Origin of the sequence: Mycobacterium sp. DBP42 (assembly GCF_005924235.1) — a bacterium.
Lineage (GTDB): Bacteria > Actinomycetota > Actinomycetes > Mycobacteriales > Mycobacteriaceae > Mycobacterium > Mycobacterium syngnathidarum.
The window spans coordinates 1-23295 of the sequence record NZ_VCMY01000065.1 but is presented as its reverse complement, the minus strand read 5'-3'; the positions used below and the strand labels follow the sequence as shown (position 1 = coordinate 23295).

24 protein-coding genes are annotated in these 23295 nt (G+C 66.5%); 7 read left to right on the top strand and 17 right to left on the bottom strand.

The genetic code is table 11. From position 1 onward, the window contains the following. Positions 1-144: 144 nt before the first annotated feature. Entirely contained in the window at positions 145-423 is a 279-nt protein-coding gene (locus E0T84_RS30330; protein ID WP_070185234.1) for a putative holin, read from the bottom strand. Between the two features lie 164 nt (positions 424-587). On the opposite strand from E0T84_RS30330, the gene E0T84_RS30325 reads away from it, so the two are divergent. Beyond that, entirely contained in the window at positions 588-1451 is an 864-nt protein-coding gene (locus E0T84_RS30325) for a cyclopropane mycolic acid synthase family methyltransferase (RefSeq protein WP_070185235.1), read from the top strand. Here the strand turns inward: E0T84_RS30325 and E0T84_RS30320 are convergent. Next, positions 1435-1935, bottom strand: coding sequence for a DUF779 domain-containing protein (locus E0T84_RS30320; protein ID WP_070185236.1), 501 nt, complete (start codon positions 1933-1935; stop codon positions 1435-1437). The two genes, E0T84_RS30325 and E0T84_RS30320, sit on opposite strands and share 17 nt — an antisense overlap. A 69-nt stretch (positions 1936-2004) precedes the next feature. On the opposite strand from E0T84_RS30320, the gene E0T84_RS30315 reads away from it, so the two are divergent. Then, positions 2005-4008: a prolyl oligopeptidase family protein gene (locus E0T84_RS30315; RefSeq protein ID WP_371726387.1), complete on the top strand. Its 2004-nt coding sequence runs from the start codon at positions 2005-2007 to the stop codon at positions 4006-4008. Between the two features lie 61 nt (positions 4009-4069). On the opposite strand, the gene E0T84_RS30310 is transcribed toward E0T84_RS30315, so the two are convergent. The 6 genes from E0T84_RS30310 to E0T84_RS30285 form a co-directional block, all read right to left on the bottom strand. Next, on the bottom strand, positions 4070-4915 hold the full coding sequence (locus tag E0T84_RS30310; protein WP_070185237.1) for a hypothetical protein: 846 nt from the start codon (positions 4913-4915) through the stop codon (positions 4070-4072). Between the two features lie 35 nt (positions 4916-4950). Beyond that, positions 4951-5808: a polyphosphate kinase 2 gene (gene ppk2, locus E0T84_RS30305; RefSeq protein WP_070185238.1), complete on the bottom strand. Its 858-nt coding sequence runs from the start codon at positions 5806-5808 to the stop codon at positions 4951-4953. 205 nt (positions 5809-6013) lie between these two features. Further along, positions 6014-7543 (bottom strand): aldehyde dehydrogenase family protein, encoded by a 1530-nt coding sequence (locus tag E0T84_RS30300; protein ID WP_070185239.1) that lies wholly within the window; start codon positions 7541-7543, stop codon positions 6014-6016. 196 nt (positions 7544-7739) lie between these two features. Next, positions 7740-8888, bottom strand: a complete 1149-nt coding sequence (locus E0T84_RS30295; RefSeq protein WP_131823088.1) for a hypothetical protein — start codon at positions 8886-8888, stop codon at positions 7740-7742. 418 nt (positions 8889-9306) lie between these two features. Beyond that, the gene (locus E0T84_RS30290) at positions 9307-9879 is read right to left on the bottom strand and encodes a phosphatase PAP2 family protein (RefSeq protein WP_070185242.1); all 573 of its coding nucleotides are present in this window, start codon (positions 9877-9879) and stop codon (positions 9307-9309) included. Continuing rightward, positions 9876-10394 (bottom strand): mycothiol transferase, encoded by a 519-nt coding sequence (locus tag E0T84_RS30285; RefSeq protein WP_070185258.1) that lies wholly within the window; start codon positions 10392-10394, stop codon positions 9876-9878. The genes E0T84_RS30290 and E0T84_RS30285 overlap by 4 nt, the downstream gene beginning before the upstream one ends. Before the next feature lie 55 nt (positions 10395-10449). Here E0T84_RS30285 and E0T84_RS30280 point away from each other — a divergent pair, with 55 nt between their 5' ends. Together E0T84_RS30280 and E0T84_RS30275 are read left to right on the top strand one after the other, a co-directional pair. Continuing rightward, positions 10450-11961, top strand: a complete 1512-nt coding sequence (locus E0T84_RS30280; RefSeq protein ID WP_138746314.1) for a serine/threonine-protein kinase — start codon at positions 10450-10452, stop codon at positions 11959-11961. Next, complete coding sequence (locus tag E0T84_RS30275; protein WP_070185244.1) at positions 11961-12455, top strand: hypothetical protein; 495 nt, start codon at positions 11961-11963, stop codon at positions 12453-12455. The genes E0T84_RS30280 and E0T84_RS30275 overlap by 1 nt, the downstream gene beginning before the upstream one ends. 3 nt (positions 12456-12458) lie before the next feature. On the opposite strand, the gene E0T84_RS30270 is transcribed toward E0T84_RS30275, so the two are convergent. Then, a complete protein-coding gene (locus tag E0T84_RS30270) occupies positions 12459-12851 on the bottom strand; it encodes a VOC family protein (RefSeq protein WP_070185259.1) in 393 nt (130 codons plus the stop codon). Positions 12852-12938: 87 nt separating this feature from the next. Between E0T84_RS30270 and E0T84_RS30265 the strand changes: the two genes are divergently transcribed. Next, positions 12939-14675 (top strand): amidohydrolase family protein, encoded by a 1737-nt coding sequence (locus E0T84_RS30265; protein ID WP_070185245.1) that lies wholly within the window; start codon positions 12939-12941, stop codon positions 14673-14675. Then, positions 14672-15229: a carboxymuconolactone decarboxylase family protein gene (locus E0T84_RS30260; protein ID WP_070185246.1), complete on the top strand. Its 558-nt coding sequence runs from the start codon at positions 14672-14674 to the stop codon at positions 15227-15229. Before E0T84_RS30265 ends, E0T84_RS30260 begins: the two co-directional genes overlap by 4 nt. Here the strand turns inward: E0T84_RS30260 and E0T84_RS30255 are convergent. Beyond that, entirely contained in the window at positions 15218-16039 is an 822-nt protein-coding gene (locus tag E0T84_RS30255) for an SDR family oxidoreductase (protein WP_070185247.1), read from the bottom strand. The genes E0T84_RS30260 and E0T84_RS30255 overlap by 12 nt on opposite strands. 144 nt (positions 16040-16183) lie before the next feature. On the opposite strand from E0T84_RS30255, the gene E0T84_RS30250 reads away from it, so the two are divergent. Further along, the gene (locus E0T84_RS30250; RefSeq protein ID WP_070185248.1) at positions 16184-16564 is read left to right on the top strand and encodes a hypothetical protein; all 381 of its coding nucleotides are present in this window, start codon (positions 16184-16186) and stop codon (positions 16562-16564) included. A gap of 19 nt (positions 16565-16583) precedes the next feature. On the opposite strand, the gene E0T84_RS30245 is transcribed toward E0T84_RS30250, so the two are convergent. From E0T84_RS30245 to E0T84_RS30215, 7 genes are all read right to left on the bottom strand, one after another. Further along, positions 16584-17624 carry a hypothetical protein gene (locus E0T84_RS30245; RefSeq protein WP_138746313.1) on the bottom strand — a complete coding sequence of 347 codons (1041 nt, stop codon included), beginning with the start codon at positions 17622-17624 and terminating at the stop codon, positions 16584-16586. After that, positions 17624-18676: a hypothetical protein gene (locus E0T84_RS30240; RefSeq protein WP_070185249.1), complete on the bottom strand. Its 1053-nt coding sequence runs from the start codon at positions 18674-18676 to the stop codon at positions 17624-17626. The genes E0T84_RS30245 and E0T84_RS30240 overlap by 1 nt, the downstream gene beginning before the upstream one ends. After that, on the bottom strand, positions 18673-19740 hold the full coding sequence (locus E0T84_RS30235) for a hypothetical protein (RefSeq protein ID WP_070185250.1): 1068 nt from the start codon (positions 19738-19740) through the stop codon (positions 18673-18675). The genes E0T84_RS30240 and E0T84_RS30235 overlap by 4 nt, the downstream gene beginning before the upstream one ends. Next, complete coding sequence (locus E0T84_RS30230; RefSeq protein WP_070185251.1) at positions 19731-20204, bottom strand: hypothetical protein; 474 nt, start codon at positions 20202-20204, stop codon at positions 19731-19733. Before E0T84_RS30230 ends, E0T84_RS30235 begins: the two co-directional genes overlap by 10 nt. After that, positions 20194-21093 (bottom strand): DUF58 domain-containing protein, encoded by a 900-nt coding sequence (locus E0T84_RS30225; protein WP_070185252.1) that lies wholly within the window; start codon positions 21091-21093, stop codon positions 20194-20196. The genes E0T84_RS30230 and E0T84_RS30225 overlap by 11 nt, the downstream gene beginning before the upstream one ends. Before the next feature lie 5 nt (positions 21094-21098). Beyond that, a complete protein-coding gene (locus E0T84_RS30220) occupies positions 21099-22088 on the bottom strand; it encodes a MoxR family ATPase (protein WP_234998176.1) in 990 nt (329 codons plus the stop codon). An 8-nt stretch (positions 22089-22096) separates the two neighbouring features. After that, positions 22097-23295, bottom strand: a 1199-nt coding sequence (locus E0T84_RS30215; protein ID WP_138746312.1) for a DUF4878 domain-containing protein, incomplete at its 5' end; no start/stop codon positions are given.

Here is a 23295-nt window from a genome sequence, read left to right as displayed (position 1 = left end):
GCCGAGGGCGCGTCGTCGGAGGCCGTCTCGTCCGCCGTCATGCCCTCGGCGGGCGCCAGGTTCCCCGACAGCTCCTCGTCGAGGATCTCGTTCTCCCCGGTGTCGAACAGCGGGGTGAAGTCGGCGGTGGAGGTGTCGACGTTGTCAGCCATGGGATGCCACCTGGATGACTGTCAGGGCACCGAACCAGCCGGGCGCGACGGCCAGCACACACGCGCCGAGCGTGGTGACCCACCGCCGTCCTGACACCAGGACCATCAGTATCCCGAGGACACCGGGTACGCCGAGGACGAGGGCGATCACCGCATCGGGCCGGACGGTGGCCGTGACCAGCAGGGTTGTGGCGATACCCGCCAACAGCCCGACCGCTACGCCGACCAACATGGCGCTGGTCAGCAGCCACGGCCGTGGCAGCGGAATCACTCTTCGACGATAACGCCGGGACCCCGTCCTACAGCGGTACCGGCGCGGCGCGCCCCGGCCGATATCGATTCGCAGCCATCCGTGGCCAGACCGGCTCCGAATGGTCTATGAGGGTCGCGGCCGCGATCTGCTCTCGACCGACGAACCAGCAGAAAGGCGCCTCTGTGCCGAAATCCCTGACTCCGCACTTCGCTGACGTGCAAGCCCACTACGACCTTTCGGACGATTTCTTCCGACTGTTTCTCGATCCGACGCAGACCTATAGCTGCGCGTACTTCGAACGTGACGGCATGACATTGGAGCAAGCCCAGATCGCCAAGATCGACCTGGCACTCGGCAAGTTGGGGCTGGAGCCGGGAATGACCTTGCTCGACGTCGGCTGCGGCTGGGGCGCGACCATGCGCCGCGCCATCGAGCGCTACGACGTCCACGTCATTGGCCTGACGCTGTCGAAGAACCAGGCCGCGCACGTCACGCAGATGTTCGACGACATGGACACCGACCGCAGCAGGCGGGTCCTGATGCAGGGTTGGGAGCAGTTCGACGAGCCTGTCGACCGGATCGTCTCGATCGGCGCCTTCGAGCACTTCGGTCGTGACCGCTATCCAGCCTTCTTCGACAAGGCGTATCAGGCGCTGCCCTCCGATGGGGTGATGTTGCTGCACACCATCTGCGGAATCGATCCCCGCAAGGCTCATGAAATGGGAGTTCCGGTCACCTTCGAGCTGGCCCGGTTCATCAAGTTCATTCTCACCGAGATCTTTCCGGGCGGGCAGTTGCCGTCGATTCCTATGGTCGAGGAGCACGCCACCGCCGCGGAGTTCGCGGTCACTCGTCGGCAATCGCTGCAGCCGCACTACGCGACGACCCTCGACATCTGGGCTGCCAACCTGGAGGCCAACCGTGAGCAGGCCGTCGCGACCCAGTCCGAAGAGGTCTACGAGCGCTACATGAAGTATCTGACCGGTTGCGCGAAGCTGTTCCGGCGGCGCCAGACCGACGTCGTCCAGTTCACCCTGGAGAAGTAGGCAGAGTCCGTCCCGGCACCGGGCAGGCGTCGGCGGCTTCGTCGACGAGGTGGCTGCCGGTATCGGGCGGGCGGACACCGCCGCTGTACTGGGTGCCCGTTACCGGGGATTGATCGGCCAGCAGCGCGTTCTCGGCGTCGGTGAAGGCCCGGCCACGGGACAGGAACCGCATGCCTTCGGGCGCCTCGAGGCTGAAGCCACCGCCGCGGCCGGGGACCACGTCGATCACCAGCTGGGTGTGCTTCCACGCCTCGAACTGGGGGCCGGAGATCCACACCGGAACGCCGGTGCCGACATCGAGAACCGCCAGCAGAATGTCGCGGTCACCGACGATGAAATCGCCGTCGGGGTAACACATCGGGGACGACCCGTCGCAGCAGCCGCCGGACTGGTGAAACATCAGTGCGCCGTGGCGCTCCTGGAGCCGCGCCAGCAGGTCGGCGGCGGCCGCGGTGATCAGGGCCCGCGCCGGTGCCTGGGCCATGACGTCCCTCGCTTCTGCTCGACGGTGGTGTTGTCCGGCTCACATTACGCGCGCGGTAACAATGTGGGTGTGGCGAAGGACCCTTACCTGTGGCTTGAGGACATCACCGGCGACGACGCGTTGGCGTGGGTGCGGGCGCACAACGAGCCGACGCTGGACGAGCTGTGCGGTGACCGTTTCGAGGCGATCCGCTCCGAGGTGCTGGAGATTCTCGACACCGATGCGCGTATCCCGTATCCGAGCCGGCGCGGCGAGCATCTCTACAACTTCTGGCGCGACGAGGCACATCCGCGCGGCCTGTGGCGGCGCACCACGCTGGACAGCTACCGCACCGACGATCCGGACTGGGACGTGATCCTGGATCTGGACGAGCTGGCCCGCGCCGAGGACGAGAACTGGGTGTGGGCCGGGCCCGAGGTGATCGAGCCCGACTACACGCTGGCCATGATCAGTCTTTCCCGCGGCGGCGCCGACGCCACAGTGGTGCGTGAGTTCGACATGCGGACAAGGGAATTCGTTTCCGGCGGGTTCGAGTTGCCCGAAGCCAAGTCTTCGGTGTCCTGGGAGGACGAGGACACCCTGCTGGTGTGCACCGATTTCGGTGAGGGGTCGATGACCGAATCCGGTTATCCGCGGATCGCCAAGCGCTGGCGTCGTGGCCAGCCGTTGGCCGAGGCCGAGACGGTGTACGAGGCGGAGCCGACGGACGTCCGGGTGATCGCCTCGGTCGACCGGACCCCGGGCTTCGAGCACACCCGCTTGGGCCGCTACACCGACTTCTACAACCGCATCCGCTACGAGGTGCGTGACGGCGAGCTGATCGAGTTGAAGGTTCCGACCGACTCGTCGCTGTCGCTGCACCGCGAATGGTTGCTGATCTCCCTGCGCACCGACTGGCAGGTGGGTGATGTCACCTACCCGGCGGGCGCCCTGCTGGGCACCGAGTTCGACGGTTTTCTCTCCGGCACAGCCGATCTCACGATGATCTACGAGCCGGACGCGCACAGCAGCCTGGCTGGTGTGCAGTGGACCAAGGAAAAACTGATCCTCGTCACGTTGCGTGATGTCGCCAGCCACGTCGAGGTCGTCACGCCGGGGACCTGGGAACGCAGGGACGCACCGGACATCCCGCCGGCGACGGACACCGTCGTCGTCGACTGCGATCACCACGGTGACGAGGTGTTCTACAACTCAAGCGGATTCACCACTCCGTCGCGGCTGTTGTACGGCACCGCCGGCGGCCCGCTGGTCGAGATCAAGTCTGCTCCGGCGTTCTACGACGCCACCGGCATCGGTGTCGAACAATATTTCGCCACATCGAAGGACGGCACCAAGGTTCCGTATTTCGTTGTGGGGCGCCGCGAACAGCCGAGCCCGACCCACCTCAGCGGTTACGGCGGATTTCAGCACTCGTTGACGCCGGCGTACCTCGGCGGGGCCGGGCGCGCCTGGCTGGCGCGCGGCGGCACCTACGTGCAGGCCAACATCCGCGGTGGCGGTGAGTATGGGCCCGGCTGGCACAAGCAGGCAATGCGGGAGAACCGCCATCTGGTGTACGAGGATTTCGCCGCGGTCGCGGCGGATCTGGTGCGCCGCGGCATCACCACCGTCGAGCAGCTCGGCGCATCCGGAGGCAGCAATGGCGGGCTGTTGATGGGCGTAATGCTGACCCACTATCCCGAGCTGTTCGGGGCTTTGGTCTGCAGCGTGCCACTGCTGGACATGAAGCGGTTCCACCTGCTGCTGGCAGGCGCCTCGTGGGTGGCCGAGTACGGCAACCCCGACGATCCGGCGGACTGGGAATTCATGTCGAAATACTCGCCATACCAGAATATTTCGAACGACGCGAAGTATCCGCCGATCCTGATCACCACCTCGACCCGTGATGACCGGGTGCACCCCGGCCACGCCAGGAAGATGACGGCGGCGCTGGAGGCCGCCGGGCACCGGGTGCTGTATTACGAGAACATCGAGGGTGGCCACGGCGGCGCGGCCGACAACAAGCAGGCGGCGTTCAGGGCGGCGCTCACCTATGAGTTCTTGTGGCAGACGCTGGGGTCCAGCCGCGATTGACGCTGCGCGCAGGGCGTGGCTACCCGCGCTTTCGCACCTTGGCCGCAGGGTGAATGGGATTTCAGTCCCGACGGCGCAACCCGCCCAGCATCGCGACGAGCACACCGAAGACCACCAGCGCACCGCCGGCGGCCAGGGTTAGGTTGAGCCACTGGTGCAGGCTGTCGATCGCGTGGCCGGCCATGGCGTCGGCGATCTGCCGGATGTCGCCACTGGTGTGGTTGAGCGCCTCATTGAGGTAGCGTCGCCCGGATTCCAACCCGGCCCAACCGGCCGCGCCCACCAGCAGCGCCGAAACTCCCAGTGCGGCAAGAGTTTTACCACGGGCGCGGGCAGCCGCCAAGGTCAGCAGGGCGAAGACGCCGGCCAGCACCGTCACCCCGACGCTCACCCAGGGGCCCCACACCGCCAGCGGACGCAGGATGCCCGGCCGCAAGCTGTCCGGTGCGGATGACGCGATGGGCACCGTAAGTGTTTGCGGTACTTCGACTTCGAATTCGGAGAGGGTTTTGCGGAACGAGGGGTCAGAGAGCATCGGGGCCAGGTCGATCACCCAGCTGCCGTCCTCGTTGCGGGCCAGCCGATCGGTGAACATCCAGGTGTGGGCGACCTGGTTGGCCAACGCGAACTGCCCGGGAAAATCTGGGCCCGAGGTGTAAGCCCCTGCGACAGCGCGGACCTGCCGCGAGTCCACGTTCGCCCCGTTCTCCGCTGCCAAAGATTGCACCTGCGTGGTGAGCTCACCGGCCACGGCCTGCTGCAACTGCGGGTCGGCGGCAGCGGCCGCGGCGAAGGCCGAGTAGCCCTGCTCGTCGACGATGTTCTTCTGCACCCATGCCGAGGGCACCGCGGCCGCCAGCAGGATCGTCGTCAACACCCACAGGAACAGCGTCATGACGAATCGCACGCCGTCCTCCTACTCCCGGGCGGCGGCCAGACTGCTCAGTCCGACAGGGCGCGCCCAACGATCAGCGGATCGGCGTGGCCGACCACGTCAAAATCCTTGTTGTCGTAATCGAACTTACCGAGCACGTAGCGCATGGCGTTGATGCGGGCGCGCTTCTTGTCGTTGCTCTTGACCACGGTCCAGGGTGCAATCTCGGTGTCCGTCCAGGCGAACATGTCTTCCTTGGCGGCGGTGTAGTCCTCCCATTTGTCCAGCGAGGCGAGGTCGGTCGGGGACAGTTTCCACTGCCGCACCGGATCGACCTGACGGATGGTGAACCGGGTGCGTTGCTCGGACTGCGTGACGGAAAACCACAGCTTGGTCAGGCTGATGCCGTCGTTGACCAGCATCTGCTCGAACAGCGGGGCCTGGCGGATGAATTCGGCGTGCTGTTTGGGGGTGCAGTAGCCCATCACGCGTTCCACCCCGGCGCGGTTGTACCAGGACCGGTCGAACAGCACGATCTCACCGGCGGCGGGCAGGTGCTGCACGTACCGCTGGAAATACCACTGGGTGCGTTCCCGTTCGGTCGGCTTCTCCAGCGCGACGACCCGGGCCCCGCGCGGGTTCAGATGCTCCATGAACCGTTTGATGGTGCCGCCCTTGCCTGCCGCATCGCGTCCCTCGAAGACGATGACGTGACGCAAACCGTTGGTCTGGCTCCACTTCTGCAGCTTCAGCAGCTCGATCTGCAGCAGCCGCTTCTGCTCCTCGTAGTCGAGGCGGTGCATGCGCTCGTCGTACGGGTAGCCCTCGCGCCAGGTGTCGACGACTTCGCCGCTGGGCTCCAGCAGCAGTTCAGGATCGTCATCGTCGTCGTCACGGACCGTGTATCCGGTGATGTCGAGAGTCACCGGCGCAACGTAGCCGACCTTGAGAACAGGTCGATGATGCTGCGGTGAACGCCCGGTAGCCACAAATTGCAGTAGTGCACCACTGCGTCCGTCTGACCGCCCGGAGGCAACGATCGGTGGCGTCAACGGTCACGCTCGGCATCCTTGAGAAGGGCACGACGTCTGCGAGACCTCCGGAAGCATCTCCTGCCGCGAGCAACCCCGCTTACTTGGCCTTACGGCGTGGACGCGCCAGCGCCATCTTGGTCAGCAGCTTGTTCATCCGGACGATCGCCTTTTCGGAGTTGTTGTAGTAGCTGCCGCCGGCGCCCACGTTGGTGCGCGGCACCACGACGGTCTCCTGCTTGCAGAACTTGCGCACGCCGTCGATGCCCCCGAACCGCGCACCGATACCCGAGGTCTTCCAGCCACCCATGGGCGCCGTGGTGCACATCAGGTTGGAGATGACGTCGTTGACGTTCACCGCGCCGCAATCCAGCTGCAGTGCAACGGCTTTGGCCCGGTCGACGTCCTTGGAGAACACCGACGCGCTCAGGCCGTAGGCGCTGTCGTTGGCCAGCCGGACGGCTTCTTCGACCGAGGACACCTTCATGATCGGCAGGGTCGGCCCGAAGGTCTCCTCGGTCATGCAGGCCATCGAGTGGTCGACGTCGACGAGCACGGTCGGCTCGAAGAAGCTGCCCCCACCTTCGGGGCGCTTGCCACCGGTCAGCGCCTTGGCGCCGGCGGCGACAGCATCGTTGACATGCCGTTCGGTGATCGCGACCTGGCTGTCATCGATCTGGGAACCGAAGTGGTATCCCTCCCCGGTGCCCATCTTGAGGTTCTCGACGGCTTTCACGGTGGCCGCGACGAACTGGTCGTACACCGACTCAAGGACGTACACCCGCTCCACGGACACACAGGTCTGGCCGGCGTTGAACATCGCCCCCCACACCGCGGCGTTGGCGGCCAGCTCGACGTCGGCGTCCTCCAGCACGATCATCGGATCCTTGCCGCCGAGCTCCAGGCTCACCGGGGTCAGGCGGCGGGCGGCCCGCTCCATGACCTTGGCGCCGGTCGCGCTGGAACCGGTGAACTGGATGTAGTCGGAGTTGTCGATGACGGCCTCGGACACCGCGCGCGCACCCTGCGCCAGCGCGAAGACCTCGGGAGCGCCGGAATCCAGCCAGCCGCGCAGCAGCACTTCAGCGGTCAGCGGGGTGCGCTCGGACGGTTTGAGCAGCACCGCGCACCCGGCGGCCAGGGCACCGATGGCGTCCATCATGGCGTTGGCCACGGGGTAGTTCCACGGCGCGATGATCCCGACGACGGGACGCGGCCGGTAATGCACGGCGATTTTCTTGATCGACATGATGGGCAGCGCGGCAGGACGGGAATCCGGCGCCATCGCCTCCTCGACGACCTTGATGTAGTACGAGAGGATCATGATCAGCAGCGGGACCTCTTGCGCGGCGTCCATGGCCGACTTGCCGGTCTCGGCGATCAGGAGTTTCTCGATCTCTTCGCGGTGGTCCCCCAACCACACGGCGTAACGGGAGAGCACCTTGGCGCGGCCTTTCGCGCCGCGTGCCTCCCACTCTTTCTGGGCTTCCCGCAGACCGGCCGCGATTCGCGGCACGTCGGCCGCGTCGGTCCAGGTCACCTGGCCGGCGACGGCACCGGTTGCGGGGTTGTGGATAGTGCCGGAACCCGTGAACTCTCCGGTCAGATCTACATCTGGCGTCGCTGTCATGGGGCCTATGTTAATCGCCGTTTGTGACCCACGTCGCACCGGGGTTGACACCTGTCAAGTGACCGCCGCGTCCGGCTACGTCGAGATCGACACAATGGCCGCCCACGCGTGTGCGTGAGCGACCATTGCGTCGGCTTCGGGGGGAGTCGCGCGGTGGGCGACGACCCCCCATCGCCACCCACCGCGCTGCCCCCGACTAGTCCTCCGAACCCTTGGACTCCGCCTTCTTCGAGCCGAGCTTCTTGGCTGTCTTGCCCGCTGCCTCCTTGACCTTCTTCACCACCCGGTCCACATTCGCCTTGGACTTGGCCGCCCGCTTCTCGGCCTTGCCCTTGGCGTCGTTGAGCTGCGCGTTGAGGCTGGTCACGTGCGGCTTGAGGTTGCTCACGTTCGAGCCCTTGTCGGCCTCGTCGTCCGTGGCCGCCAGCAACTGCGTCCGGTTGAGGGTGCTGGAGGTGATCACGTTGCCCGTGTTGTCCACCTTGTCGCGGACGTCGAGCACGTTGGCCGCAGCCAACCGCACCCGATCTCGCGCACCGATCAGTTGCTTGTTGCGGAACGTCATCAGCGCGCCATCGTCAGGGGCCTGTGTGGTGGGTACGCCGTCCGTGCCGCCGCCGAGCGACTTCGGCAGCGCTCGAGCAAGACCCTCGATGGCCGGATCCGCTGCCCACAGCGGGGCATCGATGTACTCCTTGACCGCCTGGTAGATCGCAAGGTTGTCCCCGCTCGCCACGGCCTGCGCGACAGCCACCAGGCCGACCGTGCCGAGCACGACTCCGTTGACACTGCGCAGCGCCGACTCCTGCAGGCCGGCCGCGAGTTGCGCGGTGTAGTTGTCGTTCAGCGACCGCCAATCCGATACCCCGAGCGCCGAAGCGAACTGCGCGTTGATGTCGTCGCGCAGGCCCAGCAGTTCGTTGTTGCGGAACTGCATGAAGGCCCCGTCGCCGGTCGTGGTGTTGGTTACGTGATCCGAGCCGCCACCGAACTCTTCCGGCAACGTGATGGCGATGGCCTCGATGAGCGGATCGGCGACATAGAGCGGTGAATCGACGATCTGCCGAATCTGGGAGAACAGTCGCTCGCTGTCACCGCCCGCGAACTGCGCCGCAAGGACGAAGGGGGTGAGCGGTGCCTGCAAGAACTGGTCGACCAACCGCTCACCGGCGATGATCGTCAAAGCGATTTGGTCCTTGCCTTCGAAGCTGGCCATCAGTGCGGCCTGAGCGTCGACGACGCGGGGCGGAGCGGGTGTGGACGACGCGACCGGAGTGATCGCGATGACGCCGGCAGTGGCGACGGCGACGCATGCAGTGAGACCGCTCGAGACGCGGCTGCTCACACGACTGTTCATATATGGAATCCCCTCGATGACTTGCTGTTTGGGCTGACCGATTTGCGCGGCACGCGCCGAAATTTACGCTGCATTAATCCAGATCTCAGCTTTTTCTCAGGTGACACCGACCGGTATTTGCGGACGCAAACACATACGGATGTCACACCGTTGCCGCAAAGGCAACGAAGCAGCCATATGTCCAGATGGGCATGGATCTTGAAGTTTGCTGACGCGTACCCTTGAATCCAAAAGTCTTGCGGTACGCAACCATGCGGCGCGGCCCGTCGGCCTGAATGATCAAGTGATACTTGATAGTTAGGCCCACCTTGGCGCTCAAGATCGCGAACACCGGCCGCGCAGTGATCGTGAACTGTGGGCTACGAGTTGCTATCACCAAAAACGGGCGATGCCGAACAGGGATCGCTCAGCGAAGACCAAAAGCAGCCCTACTGGTAGGCGTCGATGCCTCACCCCGGGTCCACAGCGCCACCAGGCACACCACCGAGGTGCCCAGCAACACGCCGCCGACGGTGTCGGTGAAGTAGTGAAAGGTCATCGACAGCCCGAAGGTGCCGAGCAGCACCACGCACACCGCGACCGCCAGCGCCCACAACCGCAGGCCCGCCACCAGCACCAGCAGGCCCGTCACCGTCACCAGGAACGTGGTGTGCCCGCTGGGATAGGCCAGCGCCCCTTCTTTCTCCCGGCCGAACACGGGTTTGATCAGCCGCACGACGGTGATGGCCAAGATCGGGCTCACCACCATGGCAACTGCCAGTCGCTTCCGGTGCTGCCGCACCGCCACCACGATGCCGATCAGCAACGCGGCCGCCACCAGGGGCGGCTTGGTGAACAGGAGGAAGATCGCCCGCCGCGGCCCCATGTCGGTACCGAGCGCTTGAAACCAGTCGTCGACCGGCAACGGCGCGCCATGCACCGCCCAACCGAGCAAGACCATGGCGGCCAGCCCGATCGGCGGCCACCACCGGGCGGTCAAGGGATGATGCCGCGCAGATAGGCCGCCTGACCGAGGTGCTGTGCGCAATCGTCGATGATGCTGACCAACCGGGCGCTGGCCGTCACCGGCGGATCCCAGTGCTCGTCGACGATGCGGCCCAGATCTTCGGCGGTCACCCCGGCGATGTAGGCCAGCGTGGCCTTGTGCACCGCGAGGTAGTACCCGGCCAGCAGGTCGGCCGGTGCCTGCACCTTCGCAACGTCGTCCGGGCTGTGCCCGTATCCGATGTCGCCTGCCGGCAGGTCGAGCCCGAAACGGTCTTTCCAGCCGTCGCGGGTCCACACCTGCTCGATGCCGGCGATGTCACACAACTGCAGGTCCTGGCAGCGGGCGCTGTGCCAGATCAGCCACGCGATGCTGTTGGCCTGCGGGGTGGGCCGGTAGCTCGACACCTCCTCGGTCAACCCGTCGGTGAGGTCGTCGACGTGCTCGATGAGCCTGGTGAATGCGTCGCGCAGCAGTTCTCGGACGGCATCGGAATCAGCGGCAGCCATGGCCTCGACGCTACTCGCGAACCGGCGCGGGGCCGTCCCGACTACGATCACGGGCATGCCGTTGAATGCCGGTGACGTGTTCGCCGGGTACACGATTCAACGTCTGCTCGGTTCCGGCGGCATGGGCGAGGTGTATCTGGCCCAGCATCCGCGCCTCCCCCGCGAGGACGCGCTCAAGATCCTGCCGGCCACGCTGACCGGTGACGCCCAGTACCGCGACCGGTTCAACCGCGAAGCCGACATCGCCGCCTCGCTGTGGCATCCCCACATCGTCGGCCTGCACGATCGCGGTGAGTTCGAGGGGCAGCTGTGGATCGCGATGGACTACGTCGACGGCACCGACGCCTCTCGGCATGTGCGCGAACGGCACCCCTCCGGGCTGCCGCTGGCCGAGGCTGTCGAAATCGTCACTGCCATCGCCGAAGCTCTCGACTATGCACACCAGCGCAACCTGCTGCACCGCGACGTCAAGCCCGCCAACATCCTGCTGACCAGCCCCGAAGCCGCTCATCGTCGAATTCTGTTGGCCGACTTCGGTGTTGCCCGGCGCGTCGACGACATCAGCGGGATCACCGCGACCAACATGGCCGTGGGCTCGATGGCGTACTCGGCCCCCGAGCAGCTCCTGGGACAGTCGATGGACGGACGGGCCGATCAATATGCCTTGGCCGCCAGTGCCTTCCAACTTCTGGCCGGGCATTCGCCGTTTCACCATTCCAATCCGGCCGTCGTCATCAGCAAGCAGCTCAACGAGCTCCCGCCCAGCCTGCGCAGCGAGCGTCCGGAACTGGCCTACCTGGACGAGGTGATGCTCAAGGGCATGGCCAAGGACCGCGAGGGCCGCTATGCCCGCTGCATCGATTTCGCGAAGGCGCTGGCCGACGCGCGGCCCAGCAGCCCGGTTCCGCAGCGCCCCCCCACGGTGCCACCGGTTGCGCCCCGCCCGGTCTCGACAGAGCCCCCTCGGGTCATCGCAGCCCCGGCCTTCTCCGCGCCCGCTCCCCCGGTTCTCAATGCGCCGCATCCGTCGCCGCACTGGTCGGGGCCCAGCCCCATCCCGCAACCCCGCGGCGCCCAGAAGCGCAGCCCCGCAAGGGTTGCGGTGCCGGCCGCGCTGGCCGTACTGCTGGTGTGTGCGCTCGGCTTCGCCATCAGCCAGTTCGTCCGTGAGGCCCCGGTGGCGCGCAGCACGCCGTCGTGGCAGCCGTACGTCGACGCGGCCCGGACCTTCGCCCTGCACAGCGTCACCGTCAGCGCCGACACCGCCGACAGCGATCTCGCGGAGATGATGGACGGGGCCACCGACGAATTCCGCGCCGACCTGAAGAGCCAGGCGCCCCAGATCAAACGCAAGGCCCAGGAATTGGGCGTCAAAACCGAGGGGACGGTCACCGGGGCCGGTGTCGAATCGTTGTTCTCCGCTGAGGCAGTCGTGCTCGTCACCGTCGACACGAAAGTCACCGTCACGACCAATCGGGTCGGCGTGGTCTCGCTGCAACGGGTGCGGGTCACCGTCGAAAATGCCGATGGCGCCTACAAGGCCTCGAAGCTGGAGTTCGTGAACTGATGGGCACACGTACGCGAGGCTGGACGCTGCTGGTGGGCGCCCTGATCATCGGCATCGTCGCAGCCATCGGGCTGGGGTCCTGGCAGCTGGCGGTCAAGAGCCGGCCGGCGCCCGCCCCCGTCGCCGACGACGATCATGCACGCCAGCAGGTCACCGAGTTCGTGGCCACCAACGTGGTCAAGGTGCTGAGCTACAGTCCCGCGACCAGCCGGGCAGACATCGACGCGGTCACCGCGCTGTTGACCGGCTCGGCCGTCGATGAGTACCTCAAGACGATTCGCACCAAGGCGGACAATGTCACCCAGATCGCGACGGTCCGTGACACGGGTGTGGAGTCGCTGACGGTCGACGACGCCAGTGTGGTGGCGTTCGTCGACCAGAAGACCGAGACCGCGGGTGCCGGCAACCAATCCACCAAGGATGCGCTGGCCTACCGGGTCACCCTCACCCGCGTCGACGGCGACTGGCTGATCTCGGAATTGGAACCGCTCTAGCGATTACTGCGCTGCCGGTGCGGCCCCGTGGAACACCGCCTCCACGTTGTTGCCGTCCGGATCCCGGACGAAGGCACCGAAGTAGCCCGGGTGGTACTCGGGCCACAGCCGCGGTGCGTGCAGTGACTCGGCCCCCAGCTTGAGCGCGGCGTCGTAGAAAGCGGTGACCGCGTCGACGCCCGCGGCCTGGAACGCCACGTGGATTTCGCGGTTGGGGCCCTTGGCGTCGCCCGCACTGGCGTCGGCGATCCAGAAATCCGGATGCCCTTCCGTGCCGTAGCCGATGGCCACGCCGTAATCGAGCTGCCGGGTGTAGCCCAGCACGCCGAGCACGGTGTCATAGAACTCGGTCGCCTTGGTGAAATCGGTGCAGTTGATGCCGAAGTGATCGATCACGTCCCGATCCTGGCACGCACCGCCGACATGCAACGGATTTCGGCGCACCCCATAGGCATACGCGGATCGTCGTCGTAGGTTAGTTAGATGAGCTATGACCTGTGTATCCGTGGCGGCACCATCGTCGACGGCCTGGGCGGCGCCCCGTACGTGGGCGATGTCGCCGTGCGCGACGGCCTCATCGTGGCGGTGGGGTCCGCGACCGAGCCGGCCGAACGTGAGATCGACGCCACCGGGCTGCTGGTCACCCCAGGTTTCGTCGACCTGCACACCCACTATGACGGCCAGGCGATCTGGTCGGACCGGCTCAACCCGTCCTCGGCGCACGGGGTCACCACGGCGGTGATGGGCAACTGCGGCGTCGGGTTCGCTCCGTGCCGCCCCGACGATCACGACGTGCTCGTCGACGTGATGGCCGGCGTCGAGGACATCCCGGGTGTGGTCATGGTCGACGGTCTGCCGTGGACCTGGGAGACGTTCCCCGAGTTCCTCGACGCGCTGGCGGATCGACAACTTGATATTGACGTGGCGGCGTTCCTGCCGCACTCCCCGCTGCGGGTGTACGTGATGGGCCAGCGCGGCGTCGACCGGGAGCCGGCCACCGCCGAGGATCTGGAGCTGATGCGCAAGCTTGCCGCCGAGGCCGTGAACTGCGGCGCCCTGGGGTTCGCCTCGTCGAGGCTGACCATCCACAAGACCGAGAGCGGCAAGCCGATTCCCAGCTACGACGCCGGCTATGCCGAGATCGAGGCGATCGCCCGTGGCGTCGACGACGCCGGTGGCGGGCTGATCCAGTTCGTGCCCGATCTCGTCGCGGGCGATTACGAACCGGCGCTGCAAACAGTCTTCGACGTCGCCGCCGACGTGGGCCTGCCCGTCACGTTCACGCTGGCGATCGGCAACGCCGGGCCGGCCTTCTTCGAAGATGCGCTGCGGATGGTGGAGAAGGCGAACAACAACGCGGCAGCAGCTGACCCCGTCGTGACCGCCCAGATCTTCCCCCGCCCCATCGGGCTGGTGCTCGGCCTTGAGCTCTCGGGTAACCCGTTCGTGCTCTACCCCAGCTACCGCGAGATCGCTCACCTGCCACTGGCCGAGCGGGTCGCCGAGATGCGCAAACCCGAAGTCCGCCAACGGATCCTGAGTGATTCGGCGGCCAGCGATGGACATCCGCTGATGTTCGCCGTGCAGGCCTGGGACTACATGTATCCGCTGGGTGAGCAGCCCGACTATGAGCCTGACCCGTCGAACTCGATCGGAGCGCGAGCCCGGGCCCGCAACGTCGACCCGCTCGAGGAGGCCTATGACCGCCTGCTCGACGACGACGGGCACTCGATGCTGCTGGTCACGCTGGCCAATTTCCGCGACAACTCGCTGGACACCGTTGCCGAGTTGATCCGGCGCGACGACGTCATCCTCGGCCTCGGCGACGGCGGCGCGCATTACGGCATGATCTGCGACGCCAGCTTCCCCACCTACCTGTTGACACACTGGGTCCGCGACCGGGGCGCGGGCATGCTGAGCGTCGCCGAGGCCGTGCGGGAGCTGACCTCGGTTCCGGCACGCGTCGCCGGGCTGGCCGATCGCGGTCGAATTGCGCTGGGCTACAAGGCTGATCTGAACGTGATCGACCATGCGGCGCTGCGGCTGCACCGGCCGGTCGTCGCCTACGACCTGCCCGGAGGCGGGCGCCGCCTCGACCAGACCGCAGCTGGCTACATCGCGACCGTCGTCTCCGGTGCGGTGATCACCGAGAACGGCGTCCCCACCGCAGCGCGTCCGGGCCGTCTGGTCCGCGGCCGGCAGCCGGCGCCGCTCGCATGAGCCGCGTCGCACCCCTGGCCCCGCCGTGGAGCGAAGAGGACGCCGCGGGCATCCAGAGTTGGGGCCACCCCGACCGGACCTACGAGCCACTGCTGCTGGTGCGCTGCCTGCAACGGCATCCGAAGCTGGCGGCCAAGCTGCGCAAGCTGGGTGAGGCGCTCTACGTCGACACGCTGCTGCCACCGCGGGTGCGCACCATCGCGATCCTGCGGATCTGTGCGCGTTTGGGCTGCGCCTACGAATGGGGCGGGCAGGCCGCGTTCTGGGGTCCGATCGCCGGGGTTTCCGACACCGAATGCGATGCCCTGGTCACCGGCGCAGACGCGGGCTGGTCGGCATTTGAACGAGTGCTCATCGACGCGGTCGACGAATTGGAACGCACCGGTTCTTGGTCGACGACGACGTGGGATACCTTGGGCGACAACCTCGATGAAGAGCAGCGGATGGAACTGCTGATCGCCGTCGGCTGGTACCGGACCATCTGCACCTTGTGCAACGGCCTGGACCTTCCGGTGGAGGGGTGGATGCGGCGCTGGCCGGATTCAGCTCGCTGACCGGTCCCGGCGCAGTGCCGGATGTTGCCTGGCAAGCATCGGCAACAACAGCCGGCGCGGCATCAACTGCGCCAGCCGCGTGCTGATCCGGCTGGGCGCACCGGCGATCACCTCACCCTTGTCGTGGGCCAGCGCGTCCACACCCACCCGCGCCACGTCGCGGGCCGGCATCCAGAGGAATTTGGGGAACGCGGCGGCGAACGCACGTTCGTCCATGCCCGCGGACTTGAGGAATTCGGTGCGCACGGGACCCGGGTGCAGTGTCGTCACCGTGACACCGGTTCCGGCCAGTTCGGCGCGCAGGCCCTCGGTGTAGTTGCGCACGAACGCTTTGGTGGCCGCATACCCGGCCTGCCCCGGGAACGGATGAAAGCCGGCCGTGGAGCCCACATTGAGGATGGCGCCGCGGCCACGCGGCACCATCGACGCCACGGCCCGGGTGCACAGGTCGATCACGGCTTCCACGTTCACCCGCACCTGAGCGATCTCGGCGTCCGGGGTGGAACGGGTCACCGCGCCCATGGTGCCGATCCCCGCATTGTTGACCAGAAGGTCCACCGTCAGCCCGCGACGCTCGACCTCATCGAAAAGCGTTCCCCGGGCGTCGGAATCGGCCACGTCGCACGGGATCACCTCGACCCGCACCCCGGACAGTTCGGCGGCAAGCTCGGCCAGCTTGTCGGCACGGCGGGCCACCAGGGTGACGCCGTATCCCCGGGATGCCAGCTCCCGGGCCAGCTCCGCGCCGATCCCCGACGATGCCCCGGTGACGACGGCGGTGCTGGTGGGTGAGGGCGGTGGCAGCGGCATGAGGTTGAACGTACCTGCTGCGGTGCCCCTCGCGGAGTTGCCGGCTGATGCACCCGGCGCCCATGCGCCTCGTGCCGGGACCGCAATCGGCACCAGTCCACCGGGTCGGGCCCACCGGGACCCGGACCGGCCTATTCTCACGTCATGAGCGTGAAAGTGGATCTCAACCAGCTGGCCGACAAGCTGGCGAACTACACGTTCGCTTACCTCGTCACGGTCGACGACAACTACCACGCGCACACGGTCGCGGTGGAACCGCATCTCGTCGACGGCGTCATCCACGTCGGGCCGGTCGGCGGGCACACCCGCAGAAACCTGGCCTCGCACGAGAACGCCACCCTGGTGTGCCCACCGGCCAAGCCCGGTGGGTATTCGCTGATCGTCGACGGGCGGGGCCAAGCCGGTGCGAACGAAGACGAGGCGCAGCAGATCGTGCCCAGCCGCGCGGTGCTGCACCGTAGGGCAGCCAAGCCCGGTCCGCCGGGTCAGTGCGACAGCGACTGCATCGTGTTGTCGGAGAACTGAGGCCGCGGCCGCCCCGCTGTCACTCCCGGTCAGAACCGCTGGCGTTGGTATCTTCGAGCACTCGCTGGATCACGTCGCCCGGATCACCCTGTCCCGGATTCAACTGGTGCGTGGCCACACCATCCGATTCGGTGGCGACACGGTCCGCACCGACGGTGTCCGGCGTCGGGTCGGCTTTCGCCTCACCGCTGCCCTGACCGCTCTCGCCGTTCTGACCCTGGCCGTTTTCTCCCGGCTCACCTTGGCCTTGCTCACCTTGGCCCTGGCTGTTCTGCCCCGGGTCGCCCTGGCCGGATTGGCCCGGGTCACCCTCGCCCTGACCTTGGCCACCGTCACCTTGGCCGTTTTGTCCCTGGCCACCTTGACCTTGGCCTTCGCCTTGACCTTGACCCTGATCGTTCTGCCCCTGGTCCCCCTGGCCCTGCCCTTGGCCGCCGCCGCCCTGGCCACCGTCCGGCGACTCGGGATCCTTCAACTTGTCCTGGAGCCGCTGTTCGGTCTCGTTGAGGTGCTTGCGGCGCTCTTCGTCGGGTTCGGTCGTGGTGTCGAAACAGCCCCCGGGTGCCTCCTGCGTCACCTTCAGCGCCTCGGTCCAGAGCGACTTCGCCTCGTCACGGTGCTTGTCGGCGTTCTTGAGATCTCCGAGTGTCTCCAGCACCACTTCGAGATTGATTCGCACCGGGCATGATCGCGCCTGGCTGACCAGCGACAGCGACCTCTTGAACTCCGACTCGGCCTCGGCCAGTTTCCCTTCCAGCACGTAGCGGTCACCGTCGGCGAAATAGGGTTTGTAGGAGTCGATCACGTTGAACGACTTGAGCGTCCGCACATCGTCGGCCAGACCGTAGGAGTTGTAGGCGAGGTAGTCGGATCTGGCGGAACTGCCGTAGACCACCATCGTGATCAGTTTGACCGCAATCCCCACGAGCAGCACGGCCGGCAGAATCGAGAACACGATCAGCCGTCGTCGCAGGACTTTGCGGCTCGGTCCGTGCGAGAAGTACGCACCGATCGTGTTGAGCACCAACCGGAATGCCGGGATACCACGTCCGCTCGGCATCATGCGTCCCGCCCGGTCCTGCGGGAGACCCGGTACTCCCGCGCCATCGCGAACAGCTCATGGAACATCAACAGCATCGCGATGGCCGTGAAGATCCAATAGAACTCGGTGCGATCGCCCGGCATCGAAACTTGCTGCTGCACCGCTGTCGAAGATCCCTCGTCCACCGCGGGGATGATCGTCGACGTCGAGTCGCCGAGACCACGGTGGAAGTACGGCACGTGCAGTTGCTCGGCCACGGTCCGCAGCGAGGCCTCGTCCAGCGAGGAAAGGAACTGTCCACCACCGCCTGCCGGGTCCGGGAAGTAGCTGATCTCCCCGTTGGCCGCGATCTTGCTGGCCACTGGCCCGCCGGCCGGTGTGCCGTATCCCAGCACCGCGCCGCCGGCCACCAACCCGGACGGGATGTCGAAGGCGGTTGCTGTCCGCTTCGAGATCCCGGCGCCCTCGCCGAGATAGAAGACCAGGTTGTTCGAACCCGGGTACTGCCGGGCGGCAAGCTCGAGCTGACGGTTCAGTTGATCGGCCGCGGCACCCACGTCCACCTGGTAGACCGAGTCGAATTCCGATTCGTAGGCCGAATAGTTCTTGAGCAGCGCCCGCAGACTCCAGACGTCGTCGGAGAGCGGCCAATCGACCCGGTCCTTGGTCGCGAACGACGTTATCGAGAAGCGTCCGGACGGGTATTGGTCGACGATCGCCTGCATGTCGGTGCGGATCCCGGCCATCCGAAACTGGTTGTTGCCGAAGTCTTCTGCGCGGGAGTTCAGCGATCGGTCGACCACGAAGAACACGTTCACGTTGTTGTTGGCGGCGGCGTCGGCGGCTGCCTGGTTCACCGGGTGGGTGTCGGCCTCGATCCCGGGCCGCACCGCGGCCGCCAACAAGCACACGATCACCAGCGTCAACAGACTCCACCGCACGACGACCTTGCGCTGGCTGTCTTTCCCCACCACCACGAGCACCCGATAGAGCGTGTACATCCGCAGTACCAGCGTCAGCCCCGCCAACAAGAGGAACACCCACCAGGCCAGGACGGGCTCGAATGTCATCGCCGCACCCCCGCGAGGCTGATGGCGAAGACGATCACGATCGCCAGCCCGATGGTGAGCACCAGGTTGGGGCGGTCGCGCAACTGCTGGACCATGATCGTGCCGTCCGAAGCCGTCACCGCCGGCGGGTGTGAGCGGATGTCGTCGAGGTGACTGCGTAGCGCCTTGTCCAACGAATCCTGGTCGCCGTACGGGGTTCCGCCGTCGGCATCTGCTGCCGTGACATAGCTGATGAAGCGTCCACCGGTGGCCTTGGCGAGCTCGCTGAGCCCGCCGCTGGCGTCGAGAGTCGAACTGGTCAACACGTTGACCTGGATTCCCGAGGACCGGGCCAGGTCCGCCAGCCCGTCATCGGAGAAGATCGGCGTTGCCGCCGAGCCGGCCGGGCCCATGTAGATCACCGAACGCCGGGTGTCCGACGGCTTACCGGCTCCGGGAAAGCCCTTCATACACATGGCAAGTGCGTCGTTGACGGTCAGCTGGTAGTCCGTGTAACCGACCGCCCTGCCGAATTCGTATCGGGCGCGTTGCAGGACGGCGGTGTCCTCGGGAGTGGGGCTCTGCTCGGACCGCAGCCGCTCCAGGCTGGCGTACCGACCGAGTTCGTCCTCAAGAAAGGGATAGTCCCGGGTCAGCGGGATCACCCGGTTGGCACGGGAAGTGAGGCCGAGCCGTTGCGAGTCGAATCCGGCGGCCTGGCCGGCAAAGTAGGACAGCAGCACCGACGCGTCGTGGGAGGCCGGATCGTCCTGCAGGCAGAGCATCACATCCTCGGGATGTGCACGGTTGACCTCAGCCGCGGTGGCCTGGGAACTGACCGGGCGGGCAGTCGCGACGATGGCGCACATCAGCACGGCCACCGTGGTGACAGCGATGGCCGTCAACAAGATTCGGTAACGTCGGTAGGCCCGCACATACTCGGGCATCTCGGTGAGCCGACCGACCCAGGCCAACGGACGCAACCGTCGTGGTTGCCGCCGCATCGGCCACAGGAACGCGGCGAGCACGATGGCGACGAGCGCCACCAGGCCGACGATCACGACCCATCCCCACTTCAGCTCCATGACTGGATCGTGCTCCGCACCTGGGCTGCTGTGGCAGCGACGTCCGGATTGTCTTCGAGCTCGAACTGTTTCGAGTACAGCGCCGACACGGCCGGTGCTGCCGCCGCGGCGGCACTACCGGCCACCTCGCCCAGCGCCATGTACGGCGCGGCGACCCCGGTCTGGAGGTAGAGGAAGTTCCGCAGTATCCGGCTCATCGCGGTGTATGCCTGACGCGATGTGAGCTCTCCGGCGTCGTAGCGGTCGCTGACCCTGCCGATCGCGGTGCCGAACTTGCGTCGCAGCACCCGTGCACTGATGTCCCGGATCACCGGGATGCTGCGCAGCCGTTGCACCGGAAGCGTCCACACCACGACCCCGACGAACCATCCGATGACCCCCAGGATCAACAGCACGCCCAGCACCAGCCATCCCACCGAATACGGCAGCGGCGCAACGATCCACTTGAGATAGTCATTTGCCACGGCTGGCCTTCTTCAGCATCAGGGTGACGGCACCGAACAGCTCGCCGCTCGCGGACACCCGGGCGCACGGGATCGCCGAGCTGTCGACGTATTCGGCGAAGGCGGCCTCCCGTCGTGCCTCGGCCCGACGGTATGCCTCCAGCACCCGGTGGCCGAGGATCTCCTCGCGCAGCAGTGTTCTACCGCTTTCGACGTCATAACCTTCGCCGCCGAATGCCGGTACACCGATCAGCGGCGCATCCCGCACCGTGATCCAGTACACGTCGTGGCGAGCTCCGACCTTGCGGAACTGCTCGGCCAGAAGCGGTGAGACATCCGGTTCGTCGGAGATCACGAAGACGATGTGCCGGCGCCGGAAATGCTGCTGCACGTAGTCCAATTGGGTGGCAAGCTCGCTGCGCGCGCTGTCGGCCACCTGATGTCGGTTGACCCGCTCCAGGATGTGCTCGAGGTGCGCCTCGCCACGCCGGTTCGGCATGTGCGCCGAGCCGGTGGCGTCCCCGTACACCAGACCCATCTCGTCGCCCTTGCTGATCGCGATGAGCCCCACCAGACCGACCGCATTGAGCACTACCCGCTGTTTAACCTCTCCCCCGGCGGCCAGCGCGAGCATGTTCCGGCCGAGGTCGACGACCATCAGCACCCGCTGCTGCCGGTAGGAGACGAACCGCTTCACCAGCACGTCGGTCGAACGCGCCGAGGCCTTCCAGTCGATGTCGCGGACGTCGTCGCCCGGGATGTAAGGGCGCAGGTCGTCGAACTCCAGGCTGCGCCCGTGGAACATCGAGCGATGCTCCCCCTCGAGAAGGCCACGGGACACCCCGCTCGGACCGGACAGCCGGTTACCGGCGAGGGTCTGCGCCTTCACCTCCTGCAGTAGCACTCCCATAGCGACTACGGAGTACGCACTATCCGAATAATGTTGTCTATCAACACTTCCGGTGTGACATTCTGGGCCACTGCCTCGAAGCCGAGAATCAGCCGATGCCGCAGGATCCGGTGCGCGAGGGCCTTGACGTCGTCGGGCAGCACATGGTTGCGCCCCGACAGCAGGGCGAGCGCCCGCGCGGACTTGGTGAAGGCGATGGTCGCGCGCGGGCTGGCGCCGTACTCGATGAGCCGGGCCAGGTTCGCCGGAAGGTACTGCTGCGGAGCACGTGTCACCGCAACGATCTGGGTGATGTAGTTGACGATCGCGGGGTCGAGATAGACCCGCCGAACCACGTCGCGGATGTAGAGGATGTCCTCGAGTGAGGCCACTGCCGCGGTACGGCGGTTGGTGTACACCCCCGCGTCGATCCGGAAGACCATCTCCGACTCCTCCTGTGGCGTCGGATAGGTCAAGATCTCCTTGAACATGAACCGGTCCATCTGCGCTTCCGGCAGCGGATAGGTGCCCTCCTGGTCCACCGGGTTCTGGGTGGCGAGCACCAGGAACGGTTCGGGGATCTTGTAGACCTCGCCTGCGATACTGGTCTGGCGTTCCTCCATCGCCTCCAGCATGGCGCTCTGGGTCTTCGCGCTGGACCGGTTGATCTCGTCGAGCAACACGATATTGGCGTGGACCGGACCCAACTGGGTGTGGAAGGCGCCCCGGGAGGCGTCGAAGATCTGAGTGCCGATGATGTCGCTGGGAAGCAGGTCTGGGGTGCACTGAATGCGCCGGAAGTTGGCCTGCACCGCATCGGCGACCGCCCGGGCCGCTGTCGTCTTGGCAAGCCCCGGAACACTTTCCAGCAGGACGTGCCCTCCGGTCAGCAGACCGATCAGCAGGCTCTGTTGCAACCCGCTCTGACCTACGACCTTGGCGGCGAAGGCGTTGGACAACGCGCCGACCACCGCGCGCGCCCGGTCGATCTCCTCCCGGGTGGGCTGGGGTGCCATGGCGACGCTCATTTGCCGGCCCACTTCACTGTCAGAGGTTCCTGGGTCATGTCGATCTGCCCCATCAACGGGACGAGAGGGGTGCCCTGCATGGGGGTGCCGTCGGTGCTGTTGGCGGTGAGCTTCCACTCCGCTGTGCCCATCACCCGCACGCCCATGTCAAGCGACATGAAGCTGTATTGCAGGCCGCTGAGGTCAGCGGGCGCCTCCCAGTGCGCGGTGCCGTCCACCAACATCGGGTTGCGGACACTCTGCGGGCATCCCGGGGGTGAGAGCTCGGTGGATTTCGCGCACCCGGTGATCGCGTCGGTGACCGCTTTCTTGGCCGCCTCCGACCCGGCCTCGCTCAACTGCACCTGGAGCCCGGCAGGTATCGCGACCCCCTGAGCCACCAAGCCCTCAAGCAGCACCGGCCGCTGCGCCGTCACCGAGATGTACTTGTTCGCCGAATCCAGTCCCAGCCAGCCGGGAAACACGTAAACCACCGATGAACCCGAAATCGGTTTGCCGAAAAGCGATACCGGCGGAGCGGGCAGGGGCTGGCCGGTCACCGGGTTGGTGGTCAGCGCGCTCGCGGTGAGGCTGATCTTGGCGGCCGCTCCGGACAGCTTCCAGCCGCCGTCCTGCTTCTTCACCATCAGGGTCTGGTCGGAGGTCTGGTCACCGAAGTTGGCCACCACGTGTACCTGCGCCATGTCGCCGGACTCGTTGGCGTTGAGAATCCGGATGTTGGTGATCGGCCACTTCGCGATCTGCTGCTTCAAGACGTCGTCGGTGAGAAAATCCTTCGACGCAGGCTGGTCGGATCCGAATGCCAACGCGGCGTTGGCATCTCCCTTCGACAGGGCATCAAGGTAGCCCTCGACCGCGTCGGTGGCCGTGCTGGCGCCGCCACCACCGATACCACCGGCGCCGCCGCCGGAGAACGACACGATGCCCACCACGACGCCGACGATCAGCAACACCGCACCGGTGGCGCAGGCCGTGATGAGCAATGCCTTCTTGTTACGACGCGGCGCGGGTACTGGTGTAGGGAACCCGATCTGGGGATTGTGAACGTCGCGCTGCAACGGGCCGTGCCAGTCAGCCTGGGGCGGCGCCTGCTGCACAGGGGGCGAGGGCGCGTCGAACCCGTGCGGCCCTGGATGGGGTGCGGCGCCCGGCGCGGGCGCACCCCACTGCGGAGCCGGAGGCGGTGGGGGCGGCG

Coding starts and splice junctions, on each gene's coding strand:
- E0T84_RS30250 (WP_070185248.1), top strand. CDS start 16,184: ATGAGCGTGAAAGTGGATCTCAACCAGCTGGCCGACAAGCTGGCGAAC.
- E0T84_RS30275 (WP_070185244.1), top strand. CDS start 11,961: ATGGGCACACGTACGCGAGGCTGGACGCTGCTGGTGGGCGCCCTGATC.
- E0T84_RS30255 (WP_070185247.1), bottom strand. CDS start 16,039: ATGCCGCTGCCACCGCCCTCACCCACCAGCACCGCCGTCGTCACCGGG.
- E0T84_RS30320 (WP_070185236.1), bottom strand. CDS start 1,935: ATGGCCCAGGCACCGGCGCGGGCCCTGATCACCGCGGCCGCCGCCGAC.
- E0T84_RS30245 (WP_138746313.1), bottom strand. CDS start 17,624: ATGCCGAGCGGACGTGGTATCCCGGCATTCCGGTTGGTGCTCAACACG.
- E0T84_RS30225 (WP_070185252.1), bottom strand. CDS start 21,093: ATGGGAGTGCTACTGCAGGAGGTGAAGGCGCAGACCCTCGCCGGTAAC.
- E0T84_RS30220 (WP_234998176.1), bottom strand. CDS start 22,088: ATGGCACCCCAGCCCACCCGGGAGGAGATCGACCGGGCGCGCGCGGTG.
- E0T84_RS30280 (WP_138746314.1), top strand. CDS start 10,450: ATGCCGTTGAATGCCGGTGACGTGTTCGCCGGGTACACGATTCAACGT.
- E0T84_RS30235 (WP_070185250.1), bottom strand. CDS start 19,740: ATGGAGCTGAAGTGGGGATGGGTCGTGATCGTCGGCCTGGTGGCGCTC.
- E0T84_RS30300 (WP_070185239.1), bottom strand. CDS start 7,543: ATGACAGCGACGCCAGATGTAGATCTGACCGGAGAGTTCACGGGTTCC.
- E0T84_RS30260 (WP_070185246.1), top strand. CDS start 14,672: ATGAGCCGCGTCGCACCCCTGGCCCCGCCGTGGAGCGAAGAGGACGCC.
- E0T84_RS30240 (WP_070185249.1), bottom strand. CDS start 18,676: ATGACATTCGAGCCCGTCCTGGCCTGGTGGGTGTTCCTCTTGTTGGCG.
- E0T84_RS30265 (WP_070185245.1), top strand. CDS start 12,939: ATGAGCTATGACCTGTGTATCCGTGGCGGCACCATCGTCGACGGCCTG.
- E0T84_RS30285 (WP_070185258.1), bottom strand. CDS start 10,394: ATGGCTGCCGCTGATTCCGATGCCGTCCGAGAACTGCTGCGCGACGCA.